Origin of the sequence: Secundilactobacillus malefermentans, from assembly GCF_008033155.1 — a bacterium.
Classification (GTDB): domain Bacteria; phylum Bacillota; class Bacilli; order Lactobacillales; family Lactobacillaceae; genus Secundilactobacillus; species Secundilactobacillus malefermentans.
Map to the genome: position 1 here is coordinate 484,354 of NZ_CP042371.1, position 13,943 is coordinate 498,296.

The 13,943-nt window shown below is 42.8% G+C and carries 13 protein-coding genes; 2 read left to right on the forward strand and 11 right to left on the reverse strand.

Going from position 1 to position 13,943, the window contains the following annotated elements; genetic code table 11:
* Nucleotides 1-6: 6 nt before the first annotated feature.
* From FGL90_RS02440 to FGL90_RS02475, 8 genes are all read right to left on the reverse strand, one after another.
* A complete protein-coding gene (locus FGL90_RS02440) occupies nt 7-645 on the reverse strand; it encodes an amino acid ABC transporter permease (protein ID WP_010619482.1) in 639 nt (212 codons plus the stop codon).
* The gene (locus tag FGL90_RS02445) at nt 642-1,475 is read right to left on the reverse strand and encodes a transporter substrate-binding domain-containing protein (protein ID WP_010619481.1); all 834 of its coding nucleotides are present in this window, start codon (nt 1,473-1,475) and stop codon (nt 642-644) included. Before FGL90_RS02445 ends, FGL90_RS02440 begins: the two co-directional genes overlap by 4 nt.
* Nucleotides 1,476-1,495: 20 nt before the next feature.
* A complete protein-coding gene (locus tag FGL90_RS02450) occupies nt 1,496-2,236 on the reverse strand; it encodes an amino acid ABC transporter ATP-binding protein (protein WP_029327521.1) in 741 nt (246 codons plus the stop codon).
* A gap of 247 nt (nt 2,237-2,483) precedes the next feature.
* Nucleotides 2,484-3,353, reverse strand: a complete 870-nt coding sequence (locus tag FGL90_RS02455; protein ID WP_010619479.1) for a DUF6681 family protein — start codon at nt 3,351-3,353, stop codon at nt 2,484-2,486.
* Nucleotides 3,354-3,370: 17 nt separating this feature from the next.
* Nucleotides 3,371-3,805 carry a hypothetical protein gene (locus FGL90_RS02460; RefSeq protein WP_010619478.1) on the reverse strand — a complete coding sequence of 145 codons (435 nt, stop codon included), beginning with the start codon at nt 3,803-3,805 and terminating at the stop codon, nt 3,371-3,373.
* A gap of 105 nt (nt 3,806-3,910) precedes the next feature.
* The gene (locus tag FGL90_RS02465) at nt 3,911-4,357 is read right to left on the reverse strand and encodes a Fur family transcriptional regulator (protein ID WP_010619477.1); all 447 of its coding nucleotides are present in this window, start codon (nt 4,355-4,357) and stop codon (nt 3,911-3,913) included.
* A gap of 77 nt (nt 4,358-4,434) precedes the next feature.
* Entirely contained in the window at nt 4,435-5,001 is a 567-nt protein-coding gene (locus FGL90_RS02470) for a guanylate kinase (protein WP_010619476.1), read from the reverse strand.
* A gap of 271 nt (nt 5,002-5,272) precedes the next feature.
* Entirely contained in the window at nt 5,273-6,886 is a 1,614-nt protein-coding gene (locus tag FGL90_RS02475) for a peptide ABC transporter substrate-binding protein (protein ID WP_010619475.1), read from the reverse strand.
* A 177-nt stretch (nt 6,887-7,063) separates the two neighbouring features.
* Here FGL90_RS02475 and FGL90_RS02480 point away from each other — a divergent pair, with 177 nt between their 5' ends.
* Nucleotides 7,064-9,490 (forward strand): Xaa-Pro dipeptidyl-peptidase, encoded by a 2,427-nt coding sequence (locus FGL90_RS02480; protein ID WP_147656699.1) that lies wholly within the window; start codon nt 7,064-7,066, stop codon nt 9,488-9,490.
* A gap of 62 nt (nt 9,491-9,552) precedes the next feature.
* Here FGL90_RS02480 and FGL90_RS02485 read toward each other — a convergent pair whose 3' ends face one another.
* Nucleotides 9,553-10,428 carry a DegV family protein gene (locus FGL90_RS02485; RefSeq protein WP_010619473.1) on the reverse strand — a complete coding sequence of 292 codons (876 nt, stop codon included), beginning with the start codon at nt 10,426-10,428 and terminating at the stop codon, nt 9,553-9,555.
* 145 nt (nt 10,429-10,573) lie between these two features.
* On the opposite strand from FGL90_RS02485, the gene FGL90_RS02490 reads away from it, so the two are divergent.
* Nucleotides 10,574-11,485 (forward strand): proline-specific peptidase family protein, encoded by a 912-nt coding sequence (locus tag FGL90_RS02490; protein ID WP_147656700.1) that lies wholly within the window; start codon nt 10,574-10,576, stop codon nt 11,483-11,485.
* Nucleotides 11,486-11,517: 32 nt separating this feature from the next.
* Here the strand turns inward: FGL90_RS02490 and FGL90_RS02495 are convergent, their stop codons facing one another.
* Nucleotides 11,518-12,276 (reverse strand): YoaK family protein, encoded by a 759-nt coding sequence (locus FGL90_RS02495; RefSeq protein ID WP_050899312.1) that lies wholly within the window; start codon nt 12,274-12,276, stop codon nt 11,518-11,520.
* A gap of 112 nt (nt 12,277-12,388) precedes the next feature.
* The gene (locus tag FGL90_RS02500) at nt 12,389-13,942 is read right to left on the reverse strand and encodes a bifunctional metallophosphatase/5'-nucleotidase (RefSeq protein WP_147656701.1); all 1,554 of its coding nucleotides are present in this window, start codon (nt 13,940-13,942) and stop codon (nt 12,389-12,391) included.
* Nucleotide 13,943 lies beyond the last annotated feature (1 nt).

The window sequence follows — 13,943 nt, forward strand, 5'->3', positions numbered from 1 at the left end:
CTCCTCCTAAGCTAATTTCTTTTCCAGGTGACGCATATAGTAGCTCAATGGCATGGTAATCACTAAGTACAGGACACCGACTGCCATATAAGTATTAATGGTATCAAGCGAATTCGACGCAATTACGTTTCCTTGGTACATCAAATCAAATCCAGCAACAAAGGCTAGAACTGATGAGTTCTTAACTAAATTAATGAATTGATTTCCAAGTGGTGGAATAACGTACCGGTAAGCTTGAGGCAAGATGATCAAGCGCATTGACTGCCAGAAGGTCATTCCGTTTGCTCGGGCACCCTCCATTTGACCAGAATTAACGGACTGAATCCCTGAACGAACTGTCTCAGCAATGAAAGCTGACGTGTAAAGGGTTAATCCAATAGTTCCGGCGGTAAAGCCATCAACCTTCGCAAAGGTTAGTGGAATGACCACATAGAAGAACATGGTAATAACCAATAGTGGAATGTTTCGAAAAACTTCAATATAAATTCTCGCAATGACCCGCAAAAACTTAATTGGCGTCGTTTCAAAAATCGCAAACATTGAACCAATGATTAAACTGAAGAACAGCGCAATCACACTACATAGGAGCGTTCTGCCCAACCCCAAGAGGAGGTCTGGACCATAATTTGCAAATATACTAATCATCGCTTTGCCTCCCCATAGTTAAAGCCTTGCACATTTCCGAACCATTTGTACAAAATTTTATTGTATTCCCCGGTTTTTTCAATGTGTTTTAGAGCTTGATTAATGCTTCCTTTAAATTGAGTTTGTCCCTTATTAATCGCAATTCCGTAAGGCTCATTCGTAAATGACCCACCAACAACTTCATATCCAGGATTTTCAATAGCCATCCCAAAAAGGATCCCATTATCAGTCGTTAACGCGTCTCCTTGTCCAGACTTCAGTGCAGTTAACGCCTGCGCGTAGTCGGATAATTGGAGCACCTTCGCTTTTGGCGCATATTTTCCAATGTTCTCAACAGAGTTCGACCCAACAACCCCTAATACGGTAGTCCCAGCCTTATTTAAGTCCTGAACGTTTCTAATGGGACTGCCCTTTTTAACGAGCAATGACTGACCAGCATCAAAGTATGAGTTCGAAAAATCAACTTGCTTTTCCCGTTCTTTGGTAATGGTCATTGTGGCTATGATGCCATCAATATTCCCATTTGTAAGTAATGGAATTCGAGTTTGACTTGTTACTTGGACAAATTTTGCTTTTCCTTTTGGTCCTAAAATTTGCTTTGTTAATGCTTTAGCAACATCAACTTCGAAGCCCTGAATTTCATTATCTTTAATATTCATTAAGCCAAACAGCTTTGTGTCGGCTTTAACACCCCAAGTAATTGTGTTGGTACTTTTGGCGTTATTGAGAACATTTTGTTCCGACAACGGTTTTGCACCACAAGAAGTTAACACAACTAATGCAGCACAAAGGGTTGCCATTACGCCGATGTAACGGATGATTTTTTTCATATTAAACCCCTCTTACTAAATTAGTGCGTAATAATCTTCCCAAGGAATTGACGTGCCCGTTCGTTTGATGGCTGACCATCGAAGAACGTTTCTTTACTGTCGTCTTCCAAAATTTGACCATCCGCCATAAAGATAACTCGGTTAGCCACTTCACGAGCAAAGCCCATTTCGTGGGTCACAACCAACATTGTCATTGAGGAATCACGTGCGATATCCTTCATAACATTTAAAACATCATCAATCATTTCAGGATCCAATGCACTGGTTGGTTCATCAAATAACAGGGCCTTTGGTCGCATTGCTAATGAACGGGCAATGGCGATTCGTTGTTGTTGGCCACCTGAAAGCTGTGCAGGCATCTTTTGTGCTTGATCCGCTAATCCCACTCGATCTAGCAATGACATAGCGAGTTTCTTGTTTTCTTCCTCATCGCGTTTCAAGACGATTCGGGGCGACAACATAATGTTTTCTAAAATCGTTTTGTTAGCATACAAATTAAAATGCTGGAAAACCATTCCGACATTTTTTCTAATTCGATTCATATCCGTTTTTCGATTTGCTAAATCTTGGCCATTAACAATTAATTGACCTTCCTGAATTCGTTCAAGCCCATTGACTGTCCGAATTAAGGTCGACTTTCCTGAACCAGATGGTCCGATTAAAACAACCGTCTCACCGGCCTCGATTGTTAAATTAATGTTGCGTAATGCATGATAGTCACCATAATATTTTTGAACGTTATGAAATTCAATCATTGACATAGCTATTCCCTCCGCCCTTTTCTCTCACGTATGTTACTTAATTAAAACAAAGGGGATTAATTCTTCAATCCCCCGTGAACGTGCTTTATAGCCATTTTCGATACATTATCGAAAAAGTGACTCTTAGAATATTCTAAACCAAAACAACAGTACGGTCAAAGCCTATCATTCACAATCCGCATATTGACGCGCCTACAATCAATTTAATGGGAACAAAAAAAACGACCAATTTTGGTCGTTTTTCCCTTTACATTCTTGATCTTTGACGCCGCTCTTCCCGTTGTCCCTCTTGTTTCTTTTCATAAGCCAGCTGAACCGACACCGTATAGGGTTGATCATGCTCAATTGGTTGATTTCGTCCCATCACCTTGAAGGGGCCGCCCAATAGCGTGGCACTCGCCAAGTATAATTTAACGCGGTCCTTAACCTCTGAAATGGGTTGCAGCCCAACGGATGTAATCTGCCCAATTTCCCGTTTTTCCGCCTGATTCATACCGGCGAAAACAATTAACTGTCCATTTTGGTTTTGTAATTCAAAATAGGGTAGCAAAGCACCCGGTCCGGTTGCGTAAATTGGCTTATTTTCCGTCTTTAATTGTTGATAAATTTGTCGCTCAGAAAGCCCACTATAATCTAAATCAAGCAGATTATTTTGTTGTAACCGAGTAACCAGATCATCAATATTCATTTGCTGAAGTGCTGAAACGGTCAGCTTACCCGGTAGCACTTTCTTTTGATCAAAGAATCCGTTCGCCGGAATATTATTGACGCTACGGCCACGCGTCATCTCGCGCTCTTTCTTTTCAGCTTCGGCCTGTGGATCAAATCCAAAGGTCTTACCCATAAATCGTTCAATCTTTGGCGAGATATCAAATGGCGGTTTTTTCTTCGTGAAATAGAAGAAAATATTCATAATAGCAAAATACAGCAGTACAATTGCCGCCAGCATGATTAACGAGCCACGTATATAATACTTATTTGCGAGCCATCTGAACGCCACGTAAAAGAGGTAAACATCCCCTAGAAGCCCCAGAACCGTATAAATCCGGTTTTTGAATTTAACGTTGACGTTAAAGTAGCCCAAGTAATGGTTCATCATGTCTAAAAAACTAAACAATGGTCATCCCTCCTCACTTATTCTGAATCTTCATCATCCGTCGTTGTAGCGGTTGAACTACTTGTTGCTGGCGCAGTACTGCTCTCCGTTGATGAGTCATCATTAGTTGTTGTCGCTTTACTTGTCGATTTTTTATTTGTGGTTGAAGATGTCCGCTTAGCGCTAGAGGTGTCAGTCGTACTTGACTCTTTCGTAGAACTTTCTTTTGCGCTACTGCTACTCTCAGAGCTAGAATCCTCCGAAGAATCGCTTTCCTTTTTCTTCTTACTATCACTAGAGCTCATGCTGCTAAGAGAGTCTGACGCGACACTGCTGCTAGACTCTTGAGCGGTTGCTGGCGATCCTTCATTTGTTTTTGAAACCGTGTTGACCACCACGTTTGTCGCACTCAATGCCAATGCGATTGATAAAATTGCGAATGGTGTTAGGAATGGCGGTGTTCGATATGCCAATTACTGATCCCCCTTTCTAAAAGCTCACTGTCCTTAGTATCTCAAATAAAGTCTAATATACAATAAAATAAACCTTAATATTTGACTAAGGTTTATCAGGAAATTCTATGATGGTTGCTTAGCTAGCTTGCGATTACAAGCTGCACATAGCCCATAGATTTCAAATCGATGGGTGTCAATCTTACATCCCGGCAGTTGTGCCTGAAACGAGTCCATTGGGCACGTTTCTAATTCTTGTACGCGACCACAATTTTCACAAATAAAGTGATGATGATGAATGTGGGCAAAATCACACTGATACTTAACTTCCCCTTGTCCACCTTGCACCCGCTGCTCTACCATTCCCGCATCTTCAAATTCCTTTAGATTGCGGTAAATCGTATTATGACTCATCCCTGGAAATAGTTGGCGCATATGGTCATCCACCAAAGTAACTTCGTGGTAGTGATCCTGATGGGCTAACAAATATTCGAGTAGGGCTCGTCGCTGTTTTGTAATTTTTAAGTGTTGCTGTTTTAAAATATCAAGTGCTTCAGCAAGTGTTTGTTGCATGTTTTCCTCCCAAAATTGCCGGTAAATAATAATCATTACGTTTTAAGTAAGTGTATCACAAATTACGTAAATGCCAACTAATTGAGGTCGTTCCGTAACTCCTTGATAATTTCATCTAACATTAGCTTTGTCTTGTCCAATTTATCATTCACAATCACGTGGGCAATCCCCTGTAATTCCTTTGGTAATGCCATATCACGTTGATATTCGTCGCTTTCTAAACGATGGTCAATCGCATTAGGGTCATCACCGCGCTCTTTAATGCGCTGTTGCAGGGCATTATCTTTTGAAACGGTCAGGAAAATGATGACCGCCTCTTCGCCTAGCTTTTCTGAATAAGTAACGGCGCCCTTCGTATCCAGGACAACACTCAGGAGTGGTGATTTCTCCCATCCCCGTTCAAGGGCTTCATAAGAGGAGCCATAACGGTGACCATCATATTTGACGGATTCCAAAAAGTGGCGCTGATTAAACGTTTCATCTGATTCAAAATAGTAATCAACTTCGTTTTGTTCACCAGGTCTTGGCACTCTGGTCGTGTGCGTAATCACCTTCGGAATAGCATATTTATCTTTTAAATATTTTCCAACAGTCGTTTTGCCGCTTCCTGTTGCACCAGTAATGACGATGATTCGATCTCGCATCAGGTTCCCATCCTTTAATCGGTTTTAGTTATCCCCTATTCTAGCGTATTTCTGGGTGAAGGCAAAGGGTGCACCAAAAAAAGAGGGTGAGACAAAAGGCGGTCTGCTTTTGAGCATAGCCTAGATTAACGAATAATCCTGCACTTGGGATTGTTTGTTGATCGTAGCTAGGCGGAAAAGCAGCCTTTTGGAACCCGACTAAGCAAGAATATTCGGAAATAGTAAAGGGGTTGGGACAAAACAAATGTTTTGTCCCAACCTCTTTAGATTGTTATTTAAATTGAACATCACGATAGAACAGGGTCGTCCCATAAGGCGAAACTGCCAATCCCTTAATCTTTGAATTCAGGAGGTACGCATTTGACCCTTGGAAAACGGGTGCGGTAAAGGCATCTCGTTGAACCAATTGTTTCTCGGCATCCTTCAATGCTGCAAACCGCTTAACTGGTTCCGTTGCGTATTTGCCACGCGCATTTGCCATATCCTTCAAGTACGTCTTATTCTTGTAATCCGTATTTAAATGATAAGCACCACCATCGCCAATAAAGTTGATTGGATCCGCATAATCAGGTGCCCAGGTTCCATAAACAAAATCAAAGTTATAGACGCTGGTCATTTGGAGACGCTGCTTTAATGGAACCTGATGAATTGTCACGTTTAAACCAGGTAGGTTCTTTTGGTATTCTGCCTGCAAATATTCGACCACTTGCTTGGCCTCAGGTGTGTCGGCTGCCAACAGCTGGATGTTTGCCTTCTTAATTCCCAGTTGCTTCTTAGCGGTTTTCCACTCAGCCTGAGCTTTCTTAACGTTGTAAGGAACAAGACTCCCACTGTACTTCCGGAAATCAGTCCCCGTCTTCGTATTGTATGCAAAGTTGGCTGGAACGATTCCATTAAGTGGCGTTGACCCATCCTTCATGACTTGCTTAGTGAGGGCTTTCTTATCAAATGCAAGCGCTAATGCTAGTCGTGCGTGACGATTTCCCGTCACTTTTCGCTTGGTGTTGAATCCCATATACCCAATTGATGGGGATTTGCTGACGTGGAAGCCAGACTTGTTCTGATATCGAGAAACGTATTCATTTGAAAGCTGCGTATAGTCGAGCTTCTTTGTTTCAAATAAGTTCGCGCCAGTTGCCACACTCTTCACAACTTGAACGTCAATCTTATTTTGCTTAACGTCCTTTTTGTCCCAATACTGATTGTTTTTGACGTATTCCCAAGTATCATTTGTTCCGTGCCACTTTTTCAATACATAAGGGCCGTTGCTGACCAAATGAGCTGAATCAATTCCGTACTTATTACCAACCTTCTTGGCGTATGCCTCGTTAATTGGCATGAATGGTGCTCCGGTCAAAATTTCTGGCAAATAAGTGATTGGAGACGCCAAAGTAATTTGTAGCTTATATTTTCCTAGCGCTTTAATTCCTAAATCACTAACTGGTTTCTTGCCATTTCGAACGGCATACCCATTCTTAAACGGATCCAGTCGCTGTGAATTTGGTGAAGCCGTCTTAGGGTTCCCAAGCTGTTGCCAAGCGTAAACGAAATCCGACGCTTTCACATCTTGGCCGTTAGACCACTTACCATGTTGAAGGGTATAAGTATAAACTGTTTTATCTTTATTGACGGAAACCGATTTGGCCAGCGCTTTGACTGGTTGGCCCTTTTGGTTAAAGCGGTACAAGCCTTCAAAAACATTTTGAATGGCCTCAACACTACCAGTATCCGAATATTTTAAACTATTAGCTGACCCAATGTTGGCGCTCGTTCCAACTTTCATGACTTGATCTTTTGAGCTACTGCTTTGTTGACTTGAGCATGCTGCCAAAATGACGGCTAACCCAGCGACAACAACTACTCCTAATAGATTCCTTTTTCTCATGATCTCACCCATCATTAAATTATTTAGTAAATTTCAGCATGTTCCCTAAACACGCCCTTTACCATACCAACTAAAAAGTTATCGCTGTTGATTCACAAAGTCAATTAAGTCGACTTCTAAGCCCTATTATACAAGTCTCTAGCGTATAATAAATAAAAATACCCAGGAGGCTTTTTTATGAAAATCAATCAATTTGCAACTGTTAAAAATGAGTTCAAAACTGAACTACGTGAACTAATCAATAGTCATTTTGTCGCTAACGAATCCGTTTTAGAAAAAAGCCCGATGGTTGTCCTAAAATCATTGTTGCAGCGCTGCTATCCAGAAATGCCTAGTGTCAATGGCGCTGATTTTAAGATTGATCAGTTAATGGCGACTGAAAATTTAACCGCAACCCAACTCTTGAAAAATGAACACGCTTTAACCGTTACCCAATTCTATAATCTAGCACTTCAGTTACTTCAATTTGAAGTAGGGGTCGATTTCAATCTAAGCGATCCCATTTCGGCACTCAATGAAATTAACCTCCCCCAGTTAACAGTGGCGGACTTCACTACTCAGGATCTATTGCACGCCTGGTATCTCCTACTAACCACCCACACCAAAAATGGCCAAAGTTTCCTGGATCATCTTGCGACCAAAGGATACTTCGCCAAACTATTGCAAACGACCCAGTTGCCAAAGCCATTCCTATTTAATGGGAAGGCTCAAGCCGTTTTTGATACTAACAACTTAATTCGGGAAGTCGTTTACGTCGAATCGGACCAGGATACTGATCACGATGGCCAGCTTGATTTACTTAAAGTGGAAATTCTCCGCCCTGAAGAAACTGAAACTGGACTAAAGGTGCCCACTCTTTATACCGCATCCCCTTATAATCAGGGAACTAACGATGAAGCCGGTGAAAAATTGACCCACAACGTTGACGTGCCGTTGACGGAAAAGCCAGTCATCAGTCCAACCTTAACGGACTTACAAGCGTCAGAAGCGAAACCGGCCACCTTACCAGCTAAGCGTGACGTTAAGGGGAACGCCTCCCACGCCGAGCAAAGTTTCTCGCGCGAATCTTCCTATACATTAAACGATTACTTTTTAGCTCGTGGATTCGCCGTCGTTTATGCTGCAGGAATCGGAACCATGGAGTCCGATGGGTTTCGGACAACCGGTGACCCTGAGGAAACGACCTCGACTGTCGCCGTTATCGAATGGCTGGCTGGCAACCGTCAAGCCTTTACTAATAAGAAGGATCATATTGGGATTGAGGCTTGGTGGTCAAGTCACCACGTTGCCATTACCGGTCGCTCTTACCTTGGAACCCTTGCAATCGCAGCTGCAACGAGTGGAGTTGAGGGCCTGGATACGATTATTTCTGAAGCGGCCATTTCCAGCTGGTACGATTATTATCGTGAAAACGGACTGGTAATCGCCCCCGGTGGTTTTCAAGGTGAAGATGCAGACGTTCTCGCGGAAGAAACTTTTTCAAGAGAAAAGCAGGCAGCAGATTATCTGCCAATTAAACCTGCCTGGCAGGCAGCTCTTTCCCAAATGGGACAGGAGCAAGATCGAAGCACTGGCAATTACAATAGCTTCTGGGATGCTCGAAATTATCGAAAACAATTAGCTTCTATCAAGGCTGATATTTTAATGGTGCACGGGTTGAACGATTGGAACGTGAAACCGAAGAATGTGTGGAAAATGTGGCAAGGGCTCAAAGATTTGCCGGTCACCCAAAAAATCATTTTGCACCAAGGTCAGCACATTTACATTAATAATTTTCAGTCGTTAGACTACACCGATATGGTCAACCTATGGCTATGTAACAAGCTTCTTGGCGTTCAAAATAACGCAGATGAAATTCTCCCTGACGTTTTAGTCCAGGATAATACAAAAGTAGAAACCTGGAACGCCTATCAGGACTGGGGCGGAAGTGCAGCACCAATCGAACTGAACCTTAGCGCCGACAAATTAACCTCGGACGCTGCTCCATCAGCAATTTCGACCTTTACTGACCAACTTTCAGAACCCAATTTCACCCATTATAAAAGTCACTACGCCAATTGGCGACACGATTTAGTTTCGACTGATTCGACCCCAATGGCGGCTAACCGCCTCATTTTCAAAACGGACCCCTTAACTAAGGAAGTTGTTTTAGGTGGCGGAGCAACCGTTTCTCTCCGGGTGGCCTCAAGTCAATCGGTTGGTATGCTGAGTTTCCGACTCATTGATTACGGTGTTGCCAAGCGGCTATCCGTCAGTCCTCAATTACTTAGTCGGAATGCCTTGGATGAGGGTTACCATTGGCGAGAGGACGATTTAAAAGAATTCCAATTGGCAAGTGCCACGCCCTACAAACTCATTTCAATTGGTCACCTTAATTTACAGAATCAAAAAAATAGTTACCAAACTGAAAAACTGGTGCCTAATCAATTTGTTGATGTTTCAATTGATCTTCAACCAACCGTTTTCCGAGTACAACCTGGTCATCAAATTGGCCTTGTCGTCTACGCAACTGATATGGAAATGACGGTGCGCGGCAATCAAGATATTCAGTATCAATTGGATTTAAGTGGTTGTCATTTGACGCTACCATTACAGGAAAAATAAAAGTCATTGTTAGCACAACCCGTGCTGACGATGACTTTTCGTTTACTAAACTACTATTAATATTACATTTTTTCCCAATCGCGACTCCAAACAACTCCCATCACACCTTCACCCGTGTGAACACCAATTGAAGGACCAATTTCGCCAGCCTCAATCACGACCGGCTGTCCCCCAGCCGTTAAGTTTTCTCCTTGAAGTTGTTCAATCCAATGGGCCTCTTCAGCAGGATTATTTCCATTAATAACGCCGATTCTAACCGGATAATTCATGTCAGGAAGGGTTTCATTAATGTGTTCCTTAATCTTGTTGAAGGCGCGTTTCATTGTTCGCTCTTTCGAAAGTGCCACAATCTTCCCGTTTTCAAACGTGAGAATCGGTTTTATTTTCAATAGGTTGCCAATGAGCGCAGAACTGTTCGTAATTCGTCCCGTATGAAGAAGGTGTGATAAATTATCAACCGCAAACAGAACGTGGTTGGAATCCCGAAGCTTTTCAAGCTCTGGGACTATTTCAGCCGCGTTTTTGCCGGCTCTCGCCATTTTCGCAGCAAGTAGTGTCAACCACGCTTCACCTTCACTTGCCATTTTAGAATCAAACGGCACGACTTTGATATTCTCCACGGATTCTGCGTAACGACTCAAATTCTCAAAGAAGCTGGTAATGCCACTCGATAAATTAATGCAAACAACCTCATCAAATCCAGCCGCTGCCAATTCGTCAAATTGCTCCTGCATCTGGGCCATTGTCACCTGCGCCGTTGAAGGCATAATTTTATCCGCACGCATTTTGTCATAAAATTCTTTGTACGTGATGGTTTCATTTTCGAGAAAAGTCTGTTGACCAAAAATCACGGTAATTGAAACAATATGAATACCAGCTGCTTCCGCAATTGCTGGGTCTAAGTAGCTAGCTGTGTCAGTGATAACTGCCGTTTTCAAATTGAATCCTCCTATGGTATTGCTTCATTTAGATTTAGTCTACCAGATTTTTGAAATATTCATACGATTATTTCGCTACCATTCACACCTAATTTTCATTTTCGTGATATGATTGTTACTAATCTATTCTGAAATGAGGGATACCATGAAACAAGGGACGACAATTATTACGCTCGACAACGGTTACCATTTATGGACCAACACACAAGGTGAAGGCGATATTCATTTGCTTGCACTGCACGGTGGCCCTGGTGGAACCCATGAATACTGGGAAGATACTGCTCAACAATTAAAGAAACAAGGCTTGAACGTACAGGTTCACATGTATGATCAACTTGGTTCATTTTACTCAGATCAACCCGATTACGATGATCCAAAGATTGCGGACAAGTACCTCACTTACGACTACTTCTTGGATGAAGTTGAAGAAGTTCGCCAAAAGCTTGGCATCGACAAATTCTATTTAATCGGTCAGTCATGGGGTGGTGCCCTCGTTCAAATGTACGCTGCCAAATACGGTCAACATTTGAAAGGTGCTATCATCTCATCAATGGTCGACAATATTGATGACTATACAAAGCACATCAACCAAGTTCGTGAAGAAGCCCTTCCTGCTGAAGCAGTTGCTTACATGAAGGAAAAAGAGGCCTCAGGCGACTGGGACGATGCCAAATACCAAAGCTACGTTGACGTCTTGAACGATGGCTACGTTGACCGTAAAAAGCCAGCCGCCATTTCTCACCTTGCTTCAACAATGGCAACGGCAGTCTACAACGTTTTCCAAGGCGACAACGAATTCGTCGTTACTGGTAAGCTGAAGGAATGGAACTTCACCGATAAGCTTAAGGACATTAAAGTGCCAACGTTAGTAACCTTTGGTGAGCACGAAACAATGCCACTTGATACTGCTAAACGAATGGCTAAGGCAATTCCTCACGCGCGTCTTGCAACGACGCCAGAGGGTGGCCATCACCATATGATTGATAATGCCCCAGTGTATTATGATCATTTGGCAACTTTCATTCGTGACGTTGAATCAGATAATTTTAAAGATTAATCAAAAAGCTCGCGCAAATGCGCGGGCTTTTTTTAGTGTCCTCTTCTACTTCTTGTTCGGCTCCTAGTGGGTTCCTCTTGGGAACTGTCGGATTCTTCAAAATTTGGTTCCGTGGCAGTTTCAAGACCATCTCGTCGATGCTTAAACAAATAAATAACTGCACCAATCAATAAAATCAGTGGTACCGCCACGGCGCGATTTTGCAACCACGGTGCGAAAATTGCGGCAAGAAATGCCCCCACCAAAAAGCTTAGTAGGACTAGCGCTCCCGTTTTAACTTGCGGGCGCTTCTCTCGGTTACCCATGATAAAGGACTCATAAATCCCTTCACCAAGCCCGTGAATGCTGCCCGTCATCATAATTGACGTAAACGGTTGCCCTTCCAATTGTCGAAATTGTTGGAGTTGGGCGGAGGCCGCTAATGACAAAAGAACGATGATCATGACGTTTGAAACCGCGCTCCCCACCAAAATAACGGCGGCCATTAGGACCAATTCGTAAATTAAAATGACAGCAGACAACTGAAATGGCTTCTGCGTTAGCAAATGCTGCAGGGCTTTTACAATGATTGTGCCAATCATAAAAGCCAATAGAGCAATTAGATAGTAGCCAACTTTTCCCCATTCTGCATTACTGATACTAATTCCGAGTAAAATTAAATTTCCTGTTTGAAGTCCTGCAAAGACGCTCCCGTGTTCCAAATAAGTATAAGCGTCCAGGCTGCCAGCAACAGCCGCTAATAGTAATCCAAAATATAATTGCTGATAAGCTGGGTAGTGTTGTGTTCTCAACTGAATAGCCCCTTTCATTCAAAGTTTACCCAGCTAACTTTAGCATTCTCAGTGCCATTTAGGCGCAAAATTAGAGAAATTTAAAAAAGATGCTAAGGGATTCAGCATCTTTTCAATCAATGATTTTGAAATTTTTGTCTTGCTTCGCATTCACAAGCGGATGATCGGCAAAATAGCTACCAATCAATTCCGTCATATCGATTTGCACTTCTTTACTAATTTTATCGGCGCTAAACATTGAATAGTCACCGCCACCAAGCCCACGATATTGGTTTAAGGCGACCTCAATTTGTTGGACAGGGGTCACTGGTTGCCCATGGTACAGCAGCTTCGTCACCCGCTGACCCACGGGATTTCTTAAATTAATTTCATACTGGATGCCACTATAGACATCGTAATTATAGTACTGAACCTTTGGATCTTTAAATGCGGAAGAAATGCCCACTTTTCCATCCGACTTAATTTCAAAGAAACTCGCGCATCTTTCCAGCGCCAATTTTAAATCGGCACCAGTCACCTTGGAAACAACGAGGGTGTTGGGATAAACGTAGCTATTGACGATGTTTCGCATTGTCACCACTTCATCGTAGCCCAATACGTCATCGTTAAATAGCGCCGTTCCAGACACATCCGCGCCAGTCGCAGCCATCTGCACCTGATTAATAAATGACAGATAGGGGTGGCCGTTTAATCGTGCCGCAAATGGATCTGAAATTCGCATATCACCGCTAACCTTCCCCATTGGCTGATCAAGCCAATTTTCGACTTCATCATTGAGTTGGGTAACAATCGAAGCTGCTTTAGGATCGAGTGGTTCATCCTTAACAGCAATCAAATTTGGAACGGCGCTTTGAATCCTTTTTGATTCATCCAACGCTAACGTTATTTCACCGATATAGATTCCTTTTTCACCCGGCTGCGTCGTTGGAACGCCCTGACACATTGTAGCGATTTCTCTGTGTTGATGACCCGTCACGAGTGCATCAATTCCGGGGACCTCCGCTAACAGCTGATACCCTTCATTTTCTCCAGTTAATCGTTCGGTTTGTTTGCCAGAATCTGGATCTCTTTCGAAACCACCATGGTACGCAACAATGAGTACGTCCACTTGTTTCCTCAATTCTGGCACCCATTTCTTCGCAGCTTGGACAGCTAAGTGAAATTGCCAGTCTTCAATGTGCACTGCACTTTCCCAATGTGGAATAAAGTGCGTCGTCAGTCCTAAAATGCCGACCTTGACTCCGTCTTTTTGGAGAATTTTATACGGCGCATCAATGATGCCAACACCCTTTTTTTCTTCAAAATTAGCATTCAAAATTGGATAGTGGCGCCCAGCTTCACACTGAGCCAAATAAGCCATTCCATAATTGAACTCATGATTGCCTAAAATTCCTGCGTCATACCCCACTGAATTTGTGAGGTCGGTATAAACGGTTCGCCACTTGGCGGCCTTTTTTGCCGTGTAATAAGTCAGCGGCGACCCTTGAATGAAATCGCCATTCTCAATACAAATGACCCATTCATCTTCTTTTGCAGACTTTTTCAACTGATTGATTTTGCTGGCTACCTTCAAAAAGCCATAGTCTCGTTGATCATCACGACTACTGTAATTAGTCGGATACAGATAGCCGTGAACGTCACTCGTTGACAGAATTCTAATCTTCATT

Coding starts and splice junctions, on each gene's coding strand:
- FGL90_RS02440 (WP_010619482.1), bottom strand. CDS start 645: ATGATTAGTATATTTGCAAATTATGGTCCAGACCTCCTCTTGGGGTTG.
- FGL90_RS02445 (WP_010619481.1), bottom strand. CDS start 1,475: ATGAAAAAAATCATCCGTTACATCGGCGTAATGGCAACCCTTTGTGCT.
- FGL90_RS02450 (WP_029327521.1), bottom strand. CDS start 2,236: ATGTCAATGATTGAATTTCATAACGTTCAAAAATATTATGGTGACTAT.
- FGL90_RS02465 (WP_010619477.1), bottom strand. CDS start 4,357: ATGCAACAAACACTTGCTGAAGCACTTGATATTTTAAAACAGCAACAC.
- FGL90_RS02470 (WP_010619476.1), bottom strand. CDS start 5,001: ATGCGAGATCGAATCATCGTCATTACTGGTGCAACAGGAAGCGGCAAA.
- FGL90_RS02475 (WP_010619475.1), bottom strand. CDS start 6,886: ATGAGAAAAAGGAATCTATTAGGAGTAGTTGTTGTCGCTGGGTTAGCC.
- FGL90_RS02480 (WP_147656699.1), top strand. CDS start 7,064: ATGAAAATCAATCAATTTGCAACTGTTAAAAATGAGTTCAAAACTGAA.
- FGL90_RS02490 (WP_147656700.1), top strand. CDS start 10,574: ATGAAACAAGGGACGACAATTATTACGCTCGACAACGGTTACCATTTA.
- FGL90_RS02500 (WP_147656701.1), bottom strand. CDS start 13,942: ATGAAGATTAGAATTCTGTCAACGAGTGACGTTCACGGCTATCTGTAT.